The organism is Vreelandella sp. ssv (assembly GCF_059448525.1).
Genome location: NZ_CM182545.1, coordinates 404,156 through 418,317, shown reverse-complemented (window position 1 = coordinate 418,317; position 14,162 = coordinate 404,156). Strand labels below are relative to the sequence as shown.

10 protein-coding genes and 1 rRNA gene are annotated in these 14,162 nt (G+C 54.3%); 6 read left to right on the top strand and 5 right to left on the bottom strand.

The features are described 5' to 3' along the window. Nucleotides 1–77: 77 nt before the first annotated feature. Nucleotides 78–1,610, bottom strand: a 16S ribosomal RNA gene (locus AC5TBW_RS01970). Between the two features lie 436 nt (nucleotides 1,611–2,046). After that, nucleotides 2,047–3,210, bottom strand: coding sequence for an FMN-dependent L-lactate dehydrogenase LldD (gene lldD, locus AC5TBW_RS01965; RefSeq protein ID WP_495510471.1), 1,164 nt, complete (start codon nucleotides 3,208–3,210; stop codon nucleotides 2,047–2,049). A gap of 266 nt (nucleotides 3,211–3,476) precedes the next feature. Here lldD and AC5TBW_RS01960 point away from each other — a divergent pair, with 266 nt between their 5' ends. From AC5TBW_RS01960 to AC5TBW_RS01950, 3 genes are read left to right on the top strand one after another with little or no spacing between them, the layout of a single operon-like run. Further along, the gene (locus AC5TBW_RS01960) at nucleotides 3,477–4,250 is read left to right on the top strand and encodes a GntR family transcriptional regulator (protein WP_495510470.1); all 774 of its coding nucleotides are present in this window, start codon (nucleotides 3,477–3,479) and stop codon (nucleotides 4,248–4,250) included. Further along, nucleotides 4,247–6,166, top strand: a complete 1,920-nt coding sequence (locus tag AC5TBW_RS01955) for a sensor histidine kinase (protein ID WP_495510469.1) — start codon at nucleotides 4,247–4,249, stop codon at nucleotides 6,164–6,166. The genes AC5TBW_RS01960 and AC5TBW_RS01955 overlap by 4 nt, the downstream gene beginning before the upstream one ends. Beyond that, entirely contained in the window at nucleotides 6,159–7,541 is a 1,383-nt protein-coding gene (locus AC5TBW_RS01950) for a sigma-54-dependent transcriptional regulator (protein ID WP_495510468.1), read from the top strand. Before AC5TBW_RS01955 ends, AC5TBW_RS01950 begins: the two co-directional genes overlap by 8 nt. Here AC5TBW_RS01950 and AC5TBW_RS01945 read toward each other — a convergent pair. The 3 genes from AC5TBW_RS01945 to AC5TBW_RS01935 form a co-directional block, all read right to left on the bottom strand. Beyond that, the gene (locus AC5TBW_RS01945; RefSeq protein ID WP_495510467.1) at nucleotides 7,517–8,188 is read right to left on the bottom strand and encodes a metal-dependent hydrolase; all 672 of its coding nucleotides are present in this window, start codon (nucleotides 8,186–8,188) and stop codon (nucleotides 7,517–7,519) included. The two genes, AC5TBW_RS01950 and AC5TBW_RS01945, sit on opposite strands and share 25 nt — an antisense overlap. 126 nt (nucleotides 8,189–8,314) lie before the next feature. Further along, nucleotides 8,315–8,860, bottom strand: a complete 546-nt coding sequence (locus tag AC5TBW_RS01940) for a gamma carbonic anhydrase family protein (protein WP_495510466.1) — start codon at nucleotides 8,858–8,860, stop codon at nucleotides 8,315–8,317. A 51-nt stretch (nucleotides 8,861–8,911) separates the two neighbouring features. Next, nucleotides 8,912–10,252 carry a sodium-dependent transporter gene (locus tag AC5TBW_RS01935; protein ID WP_495510465.1) on the bottom strand — a complete coding sequence of 447 codons (1,341 nt, stop codon included), beginning with the start codon at nucleotides 10,250–10,252 and terminating at the stop codon, nucleotides 8,912–8,914. A gap of 193 nt (nucleotides 10,253–10,445) precedes the next feature. Here AC5TBW_RS01935 and prlC point away from each other — a divergent pair, with 193 nt between their 5' ends. From prlC to AC5TBW_RS01920, 3 genes are all read left to right on the top strand, one after another. Continuing rightward, nucleotides 10,446–12,494 carry an oligopeptidase A gene (gene prlC, locus AC5TBW_RS01930; protein ID WP_495510464.1) on the top strand — a complete coding sequence of 683 codons (2,049 nt, stop codon included), beginning with the start codon at nucleotides 10,446–10,448 and terminating at the stop codon, nucleotides 12,492–12,494. Nucleotides 12,495–12,555: 61 nt separating this feature from the next. Further along, nucleotides 12,556–12,807 carry a YheV family putative zinc ribbon protein gene (locus AC5TBW_RS01925; protein ID WP_495510463.1) on the top strand — a complete coding sequence of 84 codons (252 nt, stop codon included), beginning with the start codon at nucleotides 12,556–12,558 and terminating at the stop codon, nucleotides 12,805–12,807. Between the two features lie 283 nt (nucleotides 12,808–13,090). Next, a complete protein-coding gene (locus tag AC5TBW_RS01920; RefSeq protein WP_495510462.1) occupies nucleotides 13,091–14,083 on the top strand; it encodes a TAXI family TRAP transporter solute-binding subunit in 993 nt (330 codons plus the stop codon). Nucleotides 14,084–14,162: the final 79 nt, after the last annotated feature.

Sequence of the window (14,162 nt, the reverse complement as noted above, 5' to 3'; positions counted from 1 at the left end):
GCCACTTATCACTGCGTATCAACAGCATTCTGATCAGGTAATTCATTGTGGACGCTTACTGACTGTGACGCATCGTTTAAGGAGGTGATCCAGCCGCAGGTTCCCCTACGGCTACCTTGTTACGACTTCACCCCAGTCATGAACCACACCGTGGTGATCGCCCTCTTGCGTTAGGCTAACCACTTCTGGTGCAGTCCACTCCCATGGTGTGACGGGCGGTGTGTACAAGGCCCGGGAACGTATTCACCGTGACATTCTGATTCACGATTACTAGCGATTCCGACTTCACGGAGTCGAGTTGCAGACTCCGATCCGGACTGAGACCGGCTTTAAGGGATTCGCTGACTCTCGCGAGCTCGCAGCCCTTTGTACCGGCCATTGTAGCACGTGTGTAGCCCTACCCGTAAGGGCCATGATGACTTGACGTCGTCCCCACCTTCCTCCGGTTTGTCACCGGCAGTCTCCTTAGAGTTCCCACCATTACGTGCTGGCAAATAAGGACAAGGGTTGCGCTCGTTACGGGACTTAACCCAACATTTCACAACACGAGCTGACGACAGCCATGCAGCACCTGTCTTACAGTTCCCGAAGGCACACCAGAATCTCTTCCGGCTTCTGTAGATGTCAAGGGTAGGTAAGGTTCTTCGCGTTGCATCGAATTAAACCACATGCTCCACCGCTTGTGCGGGCCCCCGTCAATTCATTTGAGTTTTAACCTTGCGGCCGTACTCCCCAGGCGGTCGACTTATCGCGTTAACTTCGCCACAAAGTGCTCTAGGCACCCAACGGCTGGTCGACATCGTTTACGGCGTGGACTACCAGGGTATCTAATCCTGTTTGCTACCCACGCTTTCGCACCTCAGTGTCAGTGTCAGTCCAGAAGGCCGCCTTCGCCACTGGTATTCCTCCCGATCTCTACGCATTTCACCGCTACACCGGGAATTCTACCTTCCTCTCCTGCACTCTAGCCTGACAGTTCCGGATGCCGTTCCCAGGTTGAGCCCGGGGCTTTCACAACCGGCTTATCAAGCCACCTACGCGCGCTTTACGCCCAGTAATTCCGATTAACGCTTGCACCCTCCGTATTACCGCGGCTGCTGGCACGGAGTTAGCCGGTGCTTCTTCTGCGAGTGATGTCTTTCCTAATGGGTATTAACCACTAGGCGTTCTTCCTCGCTGAAAGTGCTTTACAACCCGAAGGCCTTCTTCACACACGCGGCATGGCTGGATCAGGGTTGCCCCCATTGTCCAATATTCCCCACTGCTGCCTCCCGTAGGAGTTCGGGCCGTGTCTCAGTCCCGATGTGGCTGATCATCCTCTCAGACCAGCTACGGATCGTCGCCTTGGTGAGCCATTACCTCACCAACTAGCTAATCCGACATAGGCTCATCCAATAGCGGGAGCCGAAGCCCCCTTTCTCCCGTAGGACGTATGCGGTATTAGCCTGGGTTTCCCCAGGTTATCCCCCACTACCGGGCAGATTCCTATGCATTACTCACCCGTCCGCCGCTCGTCAGCATCTAGCAAGCTAGATCTGTTACCGCTCGACTTGCATGTGTTAGGCCTGCCGCCAGCGTTCAATCTGAGCCATGATCAAACTCTTCAGTTTACAATCATTGTGATCCTTACTCGTCACCCGAAGGCAACAAAAGCGAATCAAACTTGGCTCAAGGTTCAAACGAATTCATTTCAATTTACATTGTCATGACCGCTTGCCTTGATATTTGGTGATTTGTCACCAACGTCAGCAAGCGCCCACATGAATTACCTGATCAAATTGTTAAAGAGCGTTTCGCTGCTGGGGTTACTGTGAAAGCAACCGGCTTGCCGTTGACTTGGCTTGCCTCAGCGAGGAAGGCGTATTCTACGCATTTCCTGGCGGTTGTCAATATGCGATTTTCAAAACCGCTAACTCGTTGACTAACCAAGGCTTTTACACCTCATTCACCGCTGGTAACGCTAGGCGTCCCCGGCAGCGGATGCGTACTCTACGGATTCGCTGGCGAGTTGGCAAGGGTTTTTAATACTTAAGGCTAACAAAGGCGTCACAGCTCTTGGTTAAGCGTGCGGATCGAATCCGGAACCAGCGAATTCACACCAAGATCAGCGATACGGTGCGCACCCGTAAGCGTCATGGCTACGCGCATCTCCTTTTCAAATAGCTCGAGCAAATGGGCAACACCTGACTCACCGGCAGTAGCAAGCGCATAGATATAAGCGCGCCCAAGCAATACGGTGTCGGCGCCCAAAGCGATCATGCGCACAACATCGAGCCCGCTGCGTATCCCCGAATCGGCCAGTATCGCTATGTCGCCCTTAACCGCGTCAGCAATGGCAGGCAAAGCATGCGCTGTAGAGGGAACACCATCAAGCTGACGACCGCCATGATTAGACACAACAATGCCGTCCGCACCAAATCGAACCGCCTCACGCGCATCCTCTGGGTCGAGTATCCCTTTAATGATCATCGGGCCATCCCAGAATTCTCGAATCCACTCAAGATCCTTCCAGGAGATAGCCGGATCAAAGTTGTCACCAAGCCAGGCAATATAGTCCTCAAGCTCAGTTGGCTTACCGCGATAATCAGACACATTACCCAAATCATGAGGACGCCCATTAATTCCAACATCCCAGGCCCAGAAAGGGTGCATCGCGGCCTGGGCCATGCGTCGAATCGGTCCATACTTACCACTCATACCCGAGTGAGCATCGCGATAACGCGCCCCAGGCACCGGCATATCCACGGTAAAGATCAGCGTTTTGACCCCCGCAGCTTTGGCTTTCTCCAGCGCATGCTTCATAAAGCCGCGGTCTTTCAATACATAAAGCTGGAACCAAATGGGGCGATCGATTGCAGAAGCCACTTCATCAATTGGACATACCGATACGGTTGAAAGCGTGAAAGGAATGCCTTTACTGGTAGCGGCCCGCGCTGCCTGTACTTCACCACGCCTAGCATACATACCTGCGAGGCCCACCGGCGCAAGGGCAATTGGCATGGCAAGCGACTCACCGAACAGCGTCGTTTCAAGTGAAAGTGTGGACATGTCTTTCAATACGCGTTGGCGCAAAGCGATACCGGCAAGATCGTCTACGTTACGCCGCAGCGTATGCTCGGTATAAGAGCCGCCGTCGGCGTAATGGAACAAAAAAGGCGGTATACGACGCTTTGCTGCTTGGCGGTAATCGGTGGATGCTGAGATGATCATGGCGAGCCCTATGCAATGGATGCGATATATTCACCGCCCAAGGTGGTAATTGGTTTTACCAATTGACAAAAAAGCAGTATCAACACTAGTGAGCTGACATAAGCGTGTCAAACAGAGATCCTCTATGACACCACGCCAAGGGGCTATACTTTAGTTTAAAGAGACTCTTCAAGAAGCCGGAGCCCCTTAAACGCAACCCTACCGGCACTTGAGCTAACTTGGTAAAGCTTTTAATATTGGTCTTACCAATTAAGGAGCTAACCAACATGAGCTATCCACCGCTCCGCCAACAGCGCTTGGCTGATGTCATTACTGAGCGCCTAGAAGCCATGATGCTGGAAGGCAGCCTAAAACCCGGGCAGCGCCTACCTCCTGAACGCGAACTGGCCGAACGCTTTGGCGTTTCGCGCCCCTCCTTGCGTGAAGCTATCCAGAAGCTTGCGGCACGCGGGTTACTAACCAGCCGCCAAGGCGGCGGCACCTTTGTGAATGACGACCTCAGCAATGGCTATACCGACCCTTTGCTGGAAATGCTTTCCCGCCACGATGAATTCAACCTGGATTTGCTCGAATTCCGTGACGCCATGGAGGGCATTTCTGCCTATTACGCCGCCCTACGCTCAACGCCCGCCGACAAGGCCATTCTGATCCAGCGCTTTGAAGAGCTAGATGGCGGTTTTGCCGGTGCCGACCCCATTCAAGAAGCAAAGCTTGATGCAGCATTCCACCTCGCGATTGCCGAGGCTGCTCACAATGTACTGTTATTGCATACCATTCGTGGCATTTTCCACCTGTTAGAGAAGAGCATCGTGCACAACTTGGCCCACTTGTTCGCCAAGGAAGGCTCGCGCAGCCAGTTAATGCAGCAACACCGCGCGCTACTCAATGCCATTTTGGAAGGACGAGCAGAAGACGCTCGTGCTCGCGCCCATGAACATCTGGTGTTTGTGGAAGAGGGGCTGCTCGAGATGGCCAAAGCTGAGACCCGCGCCCAGCGCGCTCTTCGTCGCGCTCAAGGCAACAGTAAGACGCTGGCATGAACAGCCCAGGTAACGGCAACCAAGTACCTCCTCCTTTACCAGTACGCTGGCGAAGCTTATGGCTACTGGTTATTTCATTCGGCTTACTACTGTGTATGTGGCAGGCCGCCCAACTTTCGCGAGAACAAGCGCTTTCCAACTTACAGGACGATGCTGAAAACGAGTTGCGACTGTCTGCCGCCAACTTAAACGGCTACCTGCTGCGCTACGATTACTTACCGCAAATGCTTGCCACTCGGGAAGGCGTCCAGCGCTTTTTAGCCTCTCCTGATAGCCAAGATCCGATGCCACTGAATATGCTGTTGGATCGTTTCCGCTTCACAGCGGGCGTCTCGGATGTGTACTTGCTTAACCGCAGTGGCGACACTATCGCCGCCAGCAACTGGCATCGCCCCAACACTTTTATTGGCCAGAACTATGCGTTCCGCTCCTACTACACCGATGCCATTGCAGGCGGCCAGGGGAGATTTTTTGGCCTAGGGATCAAGTCCCTCGAGCGCGGCTACTATTTTTCATCCCCCGTGTGGCTGGACGATACGTCGCCCGATTCACAGCCAGATGGGGTGTTAGTCGTGAAAGTTCTGTTGGATGATGTTGAAGAGAGTTGGGCAGAGCAGGACGCCGAACTGTTTGTCACCGACAGCGACAACATCATTTTCATGGCCAGCCACCCAGAGCTGCGCATGAATGCTCTTTACCCCCTCAGTGATGAAGAGCGCCAAAGACTGCACGAAACCCGTCGCTACGCCATGGAACCTCTATCACCCTCAGGTATTGAGGTTAATGCGCCTTATGGCCTGGGCAGTCAGTTGGTTAGTTTTTCTAAGGGCCCGTTAAGCGATGGGGACTATCTCAGTTTGACCCGGCCTATCCCAGAGTTTGGCTGGCAAATGCATATCTTAAAGCCGCTGACGCCCGTGATTAGCGCCCAGTGGATAGCAGCACTGATGGCAGGCGGTCTTTACGGCATAGTGGCGCTGGGTGCTGGCATCGGCTGGCAGCGCCTAAGGTTACGTCGTGAACGGGAAGCGTTTGCTGAAAGAGAACGCAACACGCTGGCACGCGTTCGCGACGAACTGGAAGTCAGCGTGGAGCACCGCACACGCGACCTGGTGGCCAGCAACCAACGCCTATCCGATGAAATTGAAGAGCGCCGCCGGGCGGAAGCTAACCTTCGCCAGACCCAGGATGAGCTCATTCAAGCCGCCAAACTGGCGGTATTAGGCCAACTCGCTGCGGGCATCAACCATGAGCTGAATCAGCCGCTGGCGGCTATTCGCGCCTATGCCGAAAACGCCCGCCGCTTTATCGCCTTAACCCGCCACGACAAAGCCGATGCCAACCTGGAGCAAATTGTCGAGCTAACAGAGCGCATGGCAGATATTAGCGCCCAGCTACGCCAGTTTTCGCGCAAAAGCAGCGAGCACCAGGAATCTATTTCAGTACAGGCCTGTATCAATTACGCCCTACGCCTTTTTCAGAGCCGTCTGCGCGAAGGCAATATCACTATTATTCAAGACTGGCCCAAGGAAACGTTATGGGTAAAAGGTGACCTAGTGCGCCTGGAGCAGGTATTGGTGAATTTGATTGGTAATGCGCTGCAGGCTATGAAAACCGTCACCGCCCCTCAACTGACACTTGGCGCCTATGTCCACCAACAACAGGTCATTATTAGCGTGACCGATAATGGCCCAGGCATTCCTGAGGAGCACTTAGGACATATTTTTGAACCCTTTTTTACCACCAAAGCACCAGGGAGCGGTTTAGGGCTAGGGCTCTCAATTTCCTCCCGTATCATGGACGATTTAGGTGGCAAGCTACAGGCGACGAACCTGCCCCATTTGGGCGCTCGCTTTACCATTATTCTGCCCCACTCCCCGATAACCCATCCTCAGGAGAACTCCTCTTATGCATGAGCCGTCGACGCTGCCGGTCATGGTGATCGACGACGAACCGCACCTGCGGATCACCGCCAGCCAAACCCTCGAGCTTGCAGGCTATACGCCCTACTGTTTTGAATCAGCAGAACAAGCCCTCGCGGCATTAACTCCCGACTTCCCGGGGGTCATTGTCAGTGACATCCGCATGCCGGGGATGGATGGCATGGCGTTACTGCATGAGCTACACAGCCGTGACGCCACCCTGCCGATTATTTTAATCACTGGCCATGGTGATATTTCTACCGCCGTTGAAGCCATGCGCGCGGGGGCATGGGATTTTCTTGAGAAACCCTTTGCCGGCGATCAACTACTGGATGTGGTACGCCGCGGCATCGAGAAACGCCAGTTGAGCCTGGAAAACCATCGCCTAAAAGCTGAACTAGAGGTGCAACAAGCTGCATTAGGGCCGCGACTAGTGGGTCGTACGGCGATCATTTCCAGGCTTGCGGCGATGATTCAGCGCATCAGTCAGGTGGAAGCCGATGTACTGCTATTTGGTGAGACAGGCACCGGTAAAGACCTCGTCGCGCGCGCCATTCACGAACGCAGCGGGCGACGTAACAGCCCTTTTATGGCAATTAACTGCGGCGCGGTGCCCGAAAACACCATTGAATCGGAGCTGTTTGGTCATGAGAAAGGCGCTTTCACCGGCGCCGTCGAGCGGCGCATTGGTAAGTTTGAACACGCAAATGGCGGCACGGTGTTTTTAGATGAAATTGAATCAATGCCCATGGCGCTGCAGGTCAAGCTCCTGCGGGTACTGCAAGAGCGAAGCGTCGAGCGGCTAGGCGCCAATGAAACCGTACCGCTCAATATTCGCGTGATAGCGGCCACCAAGGTCGATCTCAAAGCCGCCTCCGAGGAGGGGAGCTTTCGCGAAGACCTTTACTACCGACTGAACGTGGTCACCCTACCGCTGCCCGCACTGCGCGAAAGGCGTGAGGATATTCCCTTGCTCTTCCAGCACTTTGCCGTAGTGGCTGCCAACCGCAGCGGACTGGAAGCCCCCACCCTCGACAGCCCTGCGATTGCCGCCCTGCTGGCCCACGACTGGCCAGGCAACGTGCGAGAACTACGAAACCTTGCCGAGCGCTACGTGCTGCTGGGTGCCGCCTTTGATTATCGGTTGGATGCGCTGCTGGAAGGGGTCAATGCTGATACCCAAGAACCCACTTTGCCGCGTCAGGTAGAGTTGTTTGAAAAGAGCCTGATCAGCCAATCACTATCGCGCTATCACGGCCGGGTAACCGACGTGTGTCGCCACTTAGGCATTCCGCGCAAAACTTTTTATGACAAGCTTAAAAAGCACGGCCTCAATGCCGACGACTATCGCCACAGCAGTGAGCCTTGATGCAGCAACTCACCCAATACAGACCAGGGCGGCACCCAGGGTACCAACGTTAATGTGGCAATCAGCATGAGCAAATTGGACATCGGCCGACGGCTGTCGCCTAGCTTAAGCGCCGTACCGAACGAACGCTTTAGCCGCGCGCCTTCAAGGTCAACGCTGTATATCTCATCCAAACTCAAGTGAATCAAAAAACCAATCAACGTCGCCGCACCGTGAGACCACGACAGTGACCCAGGCTGGTTAAGCAAATTAAAGCTTAACGCGGCGGTGAGCAGGCTACACAAACCGCCCGCTAATAAAGAGTGCCAAATACCGCGGTGCACAGTGAAACGCGAAAACAGAATGCCTGCCAAATAACGAACACAGAAGTAAATTCCACCACAGGCAACCAATAATGCCCCCGGCGTGAGCCATGGCTGAAGCAACAGCGCCCCAAGCACCAGCGCGGGCACAGAAAGTAAGTTAAATATCAGTCGTATAGAGTGGGAACGATCTGCATCAATATCAGGCAAAATACCGCCGAATGTGACTAATGCAATCATTACCACCGCTTGAGAGGGCGGCCACCAGTGACCTTTCCAGCCTGCGTAAGCTATCAACATGCCGCCCGCCGCTGCTACCGTAATATGCGTGCGAAAATTCGCCATGACGCGGCATCCCAGAACCTGTAAACAGAAAACTGTATAAATTAACAGATTTCTTGCATCCGCGACATGACTTATTTAGAAAAAAGGTTGGCTGAGCAACTGCTTAGGCTTTTCTAAGAAAAATGACTAAAGTGACGCTTCCGCCAAGAAACGGTCTTTCAATTTAACGTAGTTGCCAGCGGTATAGGGAAAGAAAGCGCGCTCTTTATCTTTTAGCGGCCGCAGCGCTTTGGCCGGATTACCGGCATAGACGTAGCCACTTTCCAAATGCTTACCCGGCGTTACGACAGCGCCTGCAGCAATAATGACTTCGTCCTCGACAACCGCGCCATCCATGACAATCGACCCCATCCCCACTAGGATTCGATTTCCTAGCGTGCAGCCATGCAAAATCGCCTTATGACCGATGGTCACATCATCACCAATGGTGAGAGGAAACCCCTCAGGGCTGAAGTCACTAGCGTGGGTAATATGCAGCACGCTGCCGTCCTGCACGCTGGTACGCGCACCAATACGAATACGGTGCATGTCGCCACGGATAACCGCCATTGGCCACACAGAGCAATCATCACCCAGCACCACATCACCGATAACCACACTGGCCGGATCAATATAAACGCGCTCACCCAATTGGGGTTCGATACCTTGATAGCCTCTTAGCGCACTGCTCATCACTCGCTCCTAACATGTTGGATGTAAAACATTGAGAATTCGATTACACCACTATAGCAACCCGGCCAATAGAACAATAAAGGTCAGTGGAATCGACACCCAGCGAATGATATTACGCCATACCAAATAGCCGCGTTCGCCCACACCTAACGCACTAACCACTCTTGCACGTGGCATGACCCAGGCCGCAAAAAGCGCGATCAAAAGGCCGCCTAAAGGTAAGAAAACATCCGGCGGAATACTACTGACAAGCTCGAAGACATTGCGCCCAAACAGCGGGCGAAATTCTGCCAGTGAGGAAAAAGAGAAGGCTGACAGCAGCCCGATCAGCCAGACGCTAAGCCCTACAATGGCCGTTGAAACACTGCGGCGCAGCCCCAACCCCTGCAGCGTGGCGACCATCGGCTCCGCCAGATTAATCGCCGATGTCCAGGTGGCCAGTAGCAGCAATAAAAAGAACACGCTTAGCCATACCGAGCCCCACGGAAGCTCAGAAAAAGCGATAGGTAACGTCACAAACATCAAGCCAGGACCGTCGGCAGGGTCCATGCCCTGGGCGAAGACTACTGAGAAAATGGCGATCCCCGCCAGTAACGCTACGCTAATATCAAGCACCGCAACCGCAACGGCGGCTTTTGGCAGGCTTTGCTCTTCGGGCATATAAGCGCCATAAGCCATCAAAGCACAGGCCCCCACAGCTAAAGTAAAAAACGCATGGCCCATGGCATGCACCACTACCGATGGCGTTAGCGCCTCGAAAGAGGGCAGGAAGAGCCACGCCAGCGCCGTCCCAAAACCGTCAGTGGTCGCGGCATAGCCCGCCAACAGCAGCAGCAAAAGATACAACAGTGGCATCAGCAGGTTATTTAGCCGCTCTAACCCTTTGGCGACACCCGCCGCCACAACGGTCATGGTCATAAACAGGAACAGTGAGTGATTAAAAATCAGTAGCCCTGGATTGGCCAAAAAAGCCTCAAAGCCAGCGCCAATCTCAGCGGCGCTCGCGCCATTAAAATTGCCGTTGATGGAGGCAACCAAAAACTCGATCGACCAACCTGACACCACCGAGTAGAACGATAAAATGCAGAACACAGTGAATGCACCGAACAATCCCAGCCATCGCCAGTGAGGGGATGCACCCGCCTCGGCCGCCAAAGCACCCAACGCTTGCATTGGCCCGCGCCGTCCAGCGCGGCCAATCAGTATCTCCGCCATCATGACCGGAATACCCAGCAGCAACACGAACGCCACGTAAATCAATAAAAACGCCGCACCGCCGTTCTCTCCGGCGACGTAAGGAAAGCGCCAGATGTTGCCTAACCCCACCGCAGCACCCGTTACCGCTAAGATAAAGGCCCGCTTCGACCCCCAGCGCTCCAGCGTCTCGCTCATTACTTGCTCCTGCCATTGGTGGCATTAAAAGGCGGCAAGACTAGCAGGCGCTTGCGTGCAGGCCAAACCTTGGTATTACACCTAGCATTCAACCTAGTATTGAAACGCAGCTTCACTGCCCGCACTGTGTCATCATTATCGCGCGTTTTGCGCTCCCTAACGGTTTTAAAAAACGATGCCACTCGAGGTGCCTATGTCCTCCAATCCGCTGCTTGAAACGCACGAGCTGCCCCCCTTCGCTGAAATTCGCGCCGAGCACGTGGAGCCCGCCGTGGAAGCGTTACTTAGCGAAAGCCGCGAGGCCATTGACCGGCTCGCCGAACAGGCTGCCGTCGCCCCACCCAGCTGGGATAACTTCGCGATGCCGCTGGAAGCCGTTAATGACCGGCTTACCAAAGCATGGTCACCGGTTTCGCACCTCAACGGCACCATGAATTCCCCAGAAATGCGTGAAGCGTATCAGGCATGCCTTGAGAAACTTTCCGCCTTTGGCACCTGGGTTGGTCAACACGAAGGGCTGTTTCATGGCTGGCAAGCGCTGAAAGATGGCCCGGCCTGGGAAACGCTGGATCCCGCACAGCGACGTACTGTTGATAATGCCCTGCGCGATTTTCGTCTGGCCGGTGTCGATCTTCCCGCAGACAAGAAAACCCGCTATGGCGAGATTCAGTCGCGGCTCTCAATGCTGTCAAACCAGTTCTCGAATAACGTGCTGGATGCCACTCAAACATGGCACAAAGATATCGATAGCCAAGAAGCCTTAGCGGGCGTACCCGAAAGCGCCCTTGAGACATTAAAAGCCACCGCAGACGCTAAAGGCGTGGCGGGCTACCGTATTACGCTGGATTTCCCCAGTTTCTTCCCCGTGGTTAGCTATGCTGACAACCGCGAGCTGCGTCGTGAGGTTTATACGGCCTTTGTTACCCGCGCCTCAGACCAAGGTCCAGATGCAGGCACCTTTGATAATGCGGCCATCATGGAAGAGATTTTGGCGCTACGTAGCGAGATTGCCCAGCTACTCGGCTTTGAAACCTACGCTGATTATTCACTGGCCACCAAAATGGCAGAGTCACCCGAACAGGTGCTCGACTTTCTCAACGATTTAGCCCGTCGTGCGCTGCCCCAGGCACAAGAAGAGTTTGCCGAGCTAAGCACCTATGCCCGTGATGAACTTGGCTTGGAGGCGTTAGAACCGTGGGATGTTGCCTACGCCAGTGAAAAATTGCGCGAAGCGCGCCATGCTATTTCTCAAGAACAGCTTCGCCCTTACTTTCCCGCGCCACGGGTGGTCGATGGGTTGTTTCAGGTGGTCGAGCGTCTTTATGGCGTACGCTTTGAAGAAGATACCGAAGCGCCCCTTTACCACCCTGACGTACGTTACTTCCGTATCACCGAAAACGGCCAGCCGATTGCCGGTTTTTATCTGGATCTATACGCCCGTGAAGGTAAACGGGGCGGCGCTTGGATGGCCGATTGCCGCGTACGGCGTCAAACAGAGCAGGGCTTGCAACTACCGGTCGCATTTTTGACCTGCAATTTCACCGCCCCGGTAGGTAGCCGCCCTGCACTGCTCACTCACGATGAAGTCACCACGCTGTTCCATGAGTTTGGTCACGGCTTGCATCACATGCTGACCAAACAGCATATTGCCGATATTTCCGGCATTAATGGCGTTGCTTGGGATGCCGTCGAACTGCCCAGTCAGTTTATGGAGAACTACTGCTGGGAGCGCGAGGGGCTAGACCTGCTCGCCAAACACGTCGATAGCGGCGAACCGCTACCTGCAGCGCTGCTTGAGCGCCTGCAAGCGGCTAAGAATTTCCAGTCCGCCATGGGCATGATGCGTCAAATCGAGTTCTCGCTGTTTGATTTACGACTGCACCACGAGTTAAGCGCTCCCAGCGCCAGCGACGTGCAAACCTTATTAGATGACGTGCGCGATGCCGTATCTGTAATGCCGAAAGTATCGTACAACCGCTTTCAGAATAGCTTTGGCCACGTATTCGCCGGTGGCTACGCAGCCGGTTACTACAGCTACAAGTGGGCCGAAGTGCTCTCGGCGGATGCTTGGAGCGCCTTTGAAGAGGCCGGTATCTTCGACCCTGAAACAGGACAGCGCTTTCGTCGCGAAATCCTCGAACAGGGCGGCGCCCGAGACGCGGCTGAACTGTTTGTCGCCTTTCGTGGCCGTGAGCCCAGCGTCGAACCGCTGCTGCGTCACTGCGGCATACGCGCCGCATAGGGCCTTTTAAAACCACTTTCTCATGCGTGGCGCCTTGTGCGCCACGCGCTTGGAGATTCGAATGTCGACTGTTAAACGCTTTATTGCGGGCGTGACCTGCCCGCGCTGCGCGGCGATGGATCGTGTCCGCGCCTGGGAACAAAACGGCATTCGCTATCGCGAGTGCGTTAGCTGCGATTTTTTCGAGCAACTGCCCATCGAAGAAGATGCACTTACCGAAATGACCACCCGGGTCAACCAGGTACGCGATGACCAGAAACAGCAGGATGTACAACCCGTGCGCATTCTAGATCCGGGCAAGCCTTCGCGCTAACTCCCTCCTCTAATATTAGCCGTCCCAGAACAACGCAACATGTGTGCGGTTATCCGCACACTAAAAGGCCGTAGCCGTGCGAATAGTCGGACACAAAGAGAAAAAACACTTTCCACCAAAGTTGAATATTAAATTCATAAGCATTTGATTTTAAAAAAACAAAGATTAAATGGCACAACTATCGCTGTTATAACTGCTGCATAGCCTGATTAATGCCGCTCGATGAGCGGGATTGGTCGGAACCATCAGACTATGACCCCAATAACAGCTAGGAACTTTCGCCATGCGCAATCAAATGCCTAAGACGTTCACTCTTCTCGCCAGCAGCGCCCTGCTTGTGGCAGCAGCCAGCAGTGCCCAAGCCCAAACAGACCGCTCCGATTGGCCGGATAACTTTACCGTCGGTACAGCCAGCCAAGGCGGCACTTACTTCGTTTACGGTTCAGGCTGGGCAAACTTTATTGCTGATGAATTAGGTGTATCTGGCGGCGGTGAAGTCACTGGCGGCCCGACTCAAAACCTGGCGCTCGTGCACACAGGCGACATGGCATTTGGCTTAACCACTATGGGCCCCGCTTCAGACGCCATTAAAGGTGAAAGCCCGCTGGCACCTGGCATGAAGATGGATAATGTATGTGCCATGTTCCCCATGTACGAAACGCCGTTCTCCATTACTGCGCTTTCCGACAGCGGCATAGAGTCAATTTCCGACATTCCTGATGGCGCACGCATCGGTTTTGGCCCGGCTGCCTCAACTTCCGACACTTACTTCCCCGCTATCCTAGAAACCCTTGGCGTTGACTTTGAACGTCGTAACGGCGGCTGGTCAGATCTAGGCGGTCAGTTACAGGATGGCTTGCTTGACGTTGTCGCCTTCGCTGCAGGCATTCCGATCCCGGCCGTTAGCCAGTTGGAAGTACAAACTGACGTCAACATCATCGAATTTAACGAAGAAGAGCTGGCCACTGTGCTGGAAAACTTCCCCGTTGCTGAATTCATGATTCCTGCGAACACTTATACAACGCTTGAAGAAGACGCTCGCGCTGTTTCCATGTGGAACTTCGCTATCGCTGGCTGCGATCTGCCGGAAGACTTCGTTTATGAAGTCACCAAGGCGACCATGGAAAACAACGACCGTATGCGCTCTGTACACCGCAGTGCTGAAACCACCATTCCAGAAAACATCAAGCACAACACCGTGCTACCGTTTCATCCCGGCGCTGCACGCTGGTACGAAGAGAACGGTTATGACATTGCTGATGACATGATCAACTAAGCAACGTTCACCGTTCTGACTGCCCCGTTTCCGGCCCAGCCGGGCGGGGCAGCTTTCGCTGCTACTACCCCTTTGTCTG

Excerpts from the sequence above, each read along its gene's own strand:
- lldD (WP_495510471.1), bottom strand. The coding sequence starts at position 3,210 with ATGATCATCTCAGCATCCACCGATTACCGCCAAGCAGCAAAGCGTCGT.
- AC5TBW_RS01960 (WP_495510470.1), top strand. The coding sequence starts at position 3,477 with ATGAGCTATCCACCGCTCCGCCAACAGCGCTTGGCTGATGTCATTACT.
- AC5TBW_RS01955 (WP_495510469.1), top strand. The coding sequence starts at position 4,247 with ATGAACAGCCCAGGTAACGGCAACCAAGTACCTCCTCCTTTACCAGTA.
- AC5TBW_RS01950 (WP_495510468.1), top strand. The coding sequence starts at position 6,159 with ATGCATGAGCCGTCGACGCTGCCGGTCATGGTGATCGACGACGAACCG.
- AC5TBW_RS01945 (WP_495510467.1), bottom strand. The coding sequence starts at position 8,188 with ATGGCGAATTTTCGCACGCATATTACGGTAGCAGCGGCGGGCGGCATG.
- AC5TBW_RS01940 (WP_495510466.1), bottom strand. The coding sequence starts at position 8,860 with ATGAGCAGTGCGCTAAGAGGCTATCAAGGTATCGAACCCCAATTGGGT.
- AC5TBW_RS01935 (WP_495510465.1), bottom strand. The coding sequence starts at position 10,252 with ATGAGCGAGACGCTGGAGCGCTGGGGGTCGAAGCGGGCCTTTATCTTA.
- prlC (WP_495510464.1), top strand. The coding sequence starts at position 10,446 with ATGTCCTCCAATCCGCTGCTTGAAACGCACGAGCTGCCCCCCTTCGCT.
- AC5TBW_RS01925 (WP_495510463.1), top strand. The coding sequence starts at position 12,556 with ATGTCGACTGTTAAACGCTTTATTGCGGGCGTGACCTGCCCGCGCTGC.
- AC5TBW_RS01920 (WP_495510462.1), top strand. The coding sequence starts at position 13,091 with ATGCGCAATCAAATGCCTAAGACGTTCACTCTTCTCGCCAGCAGCGCC.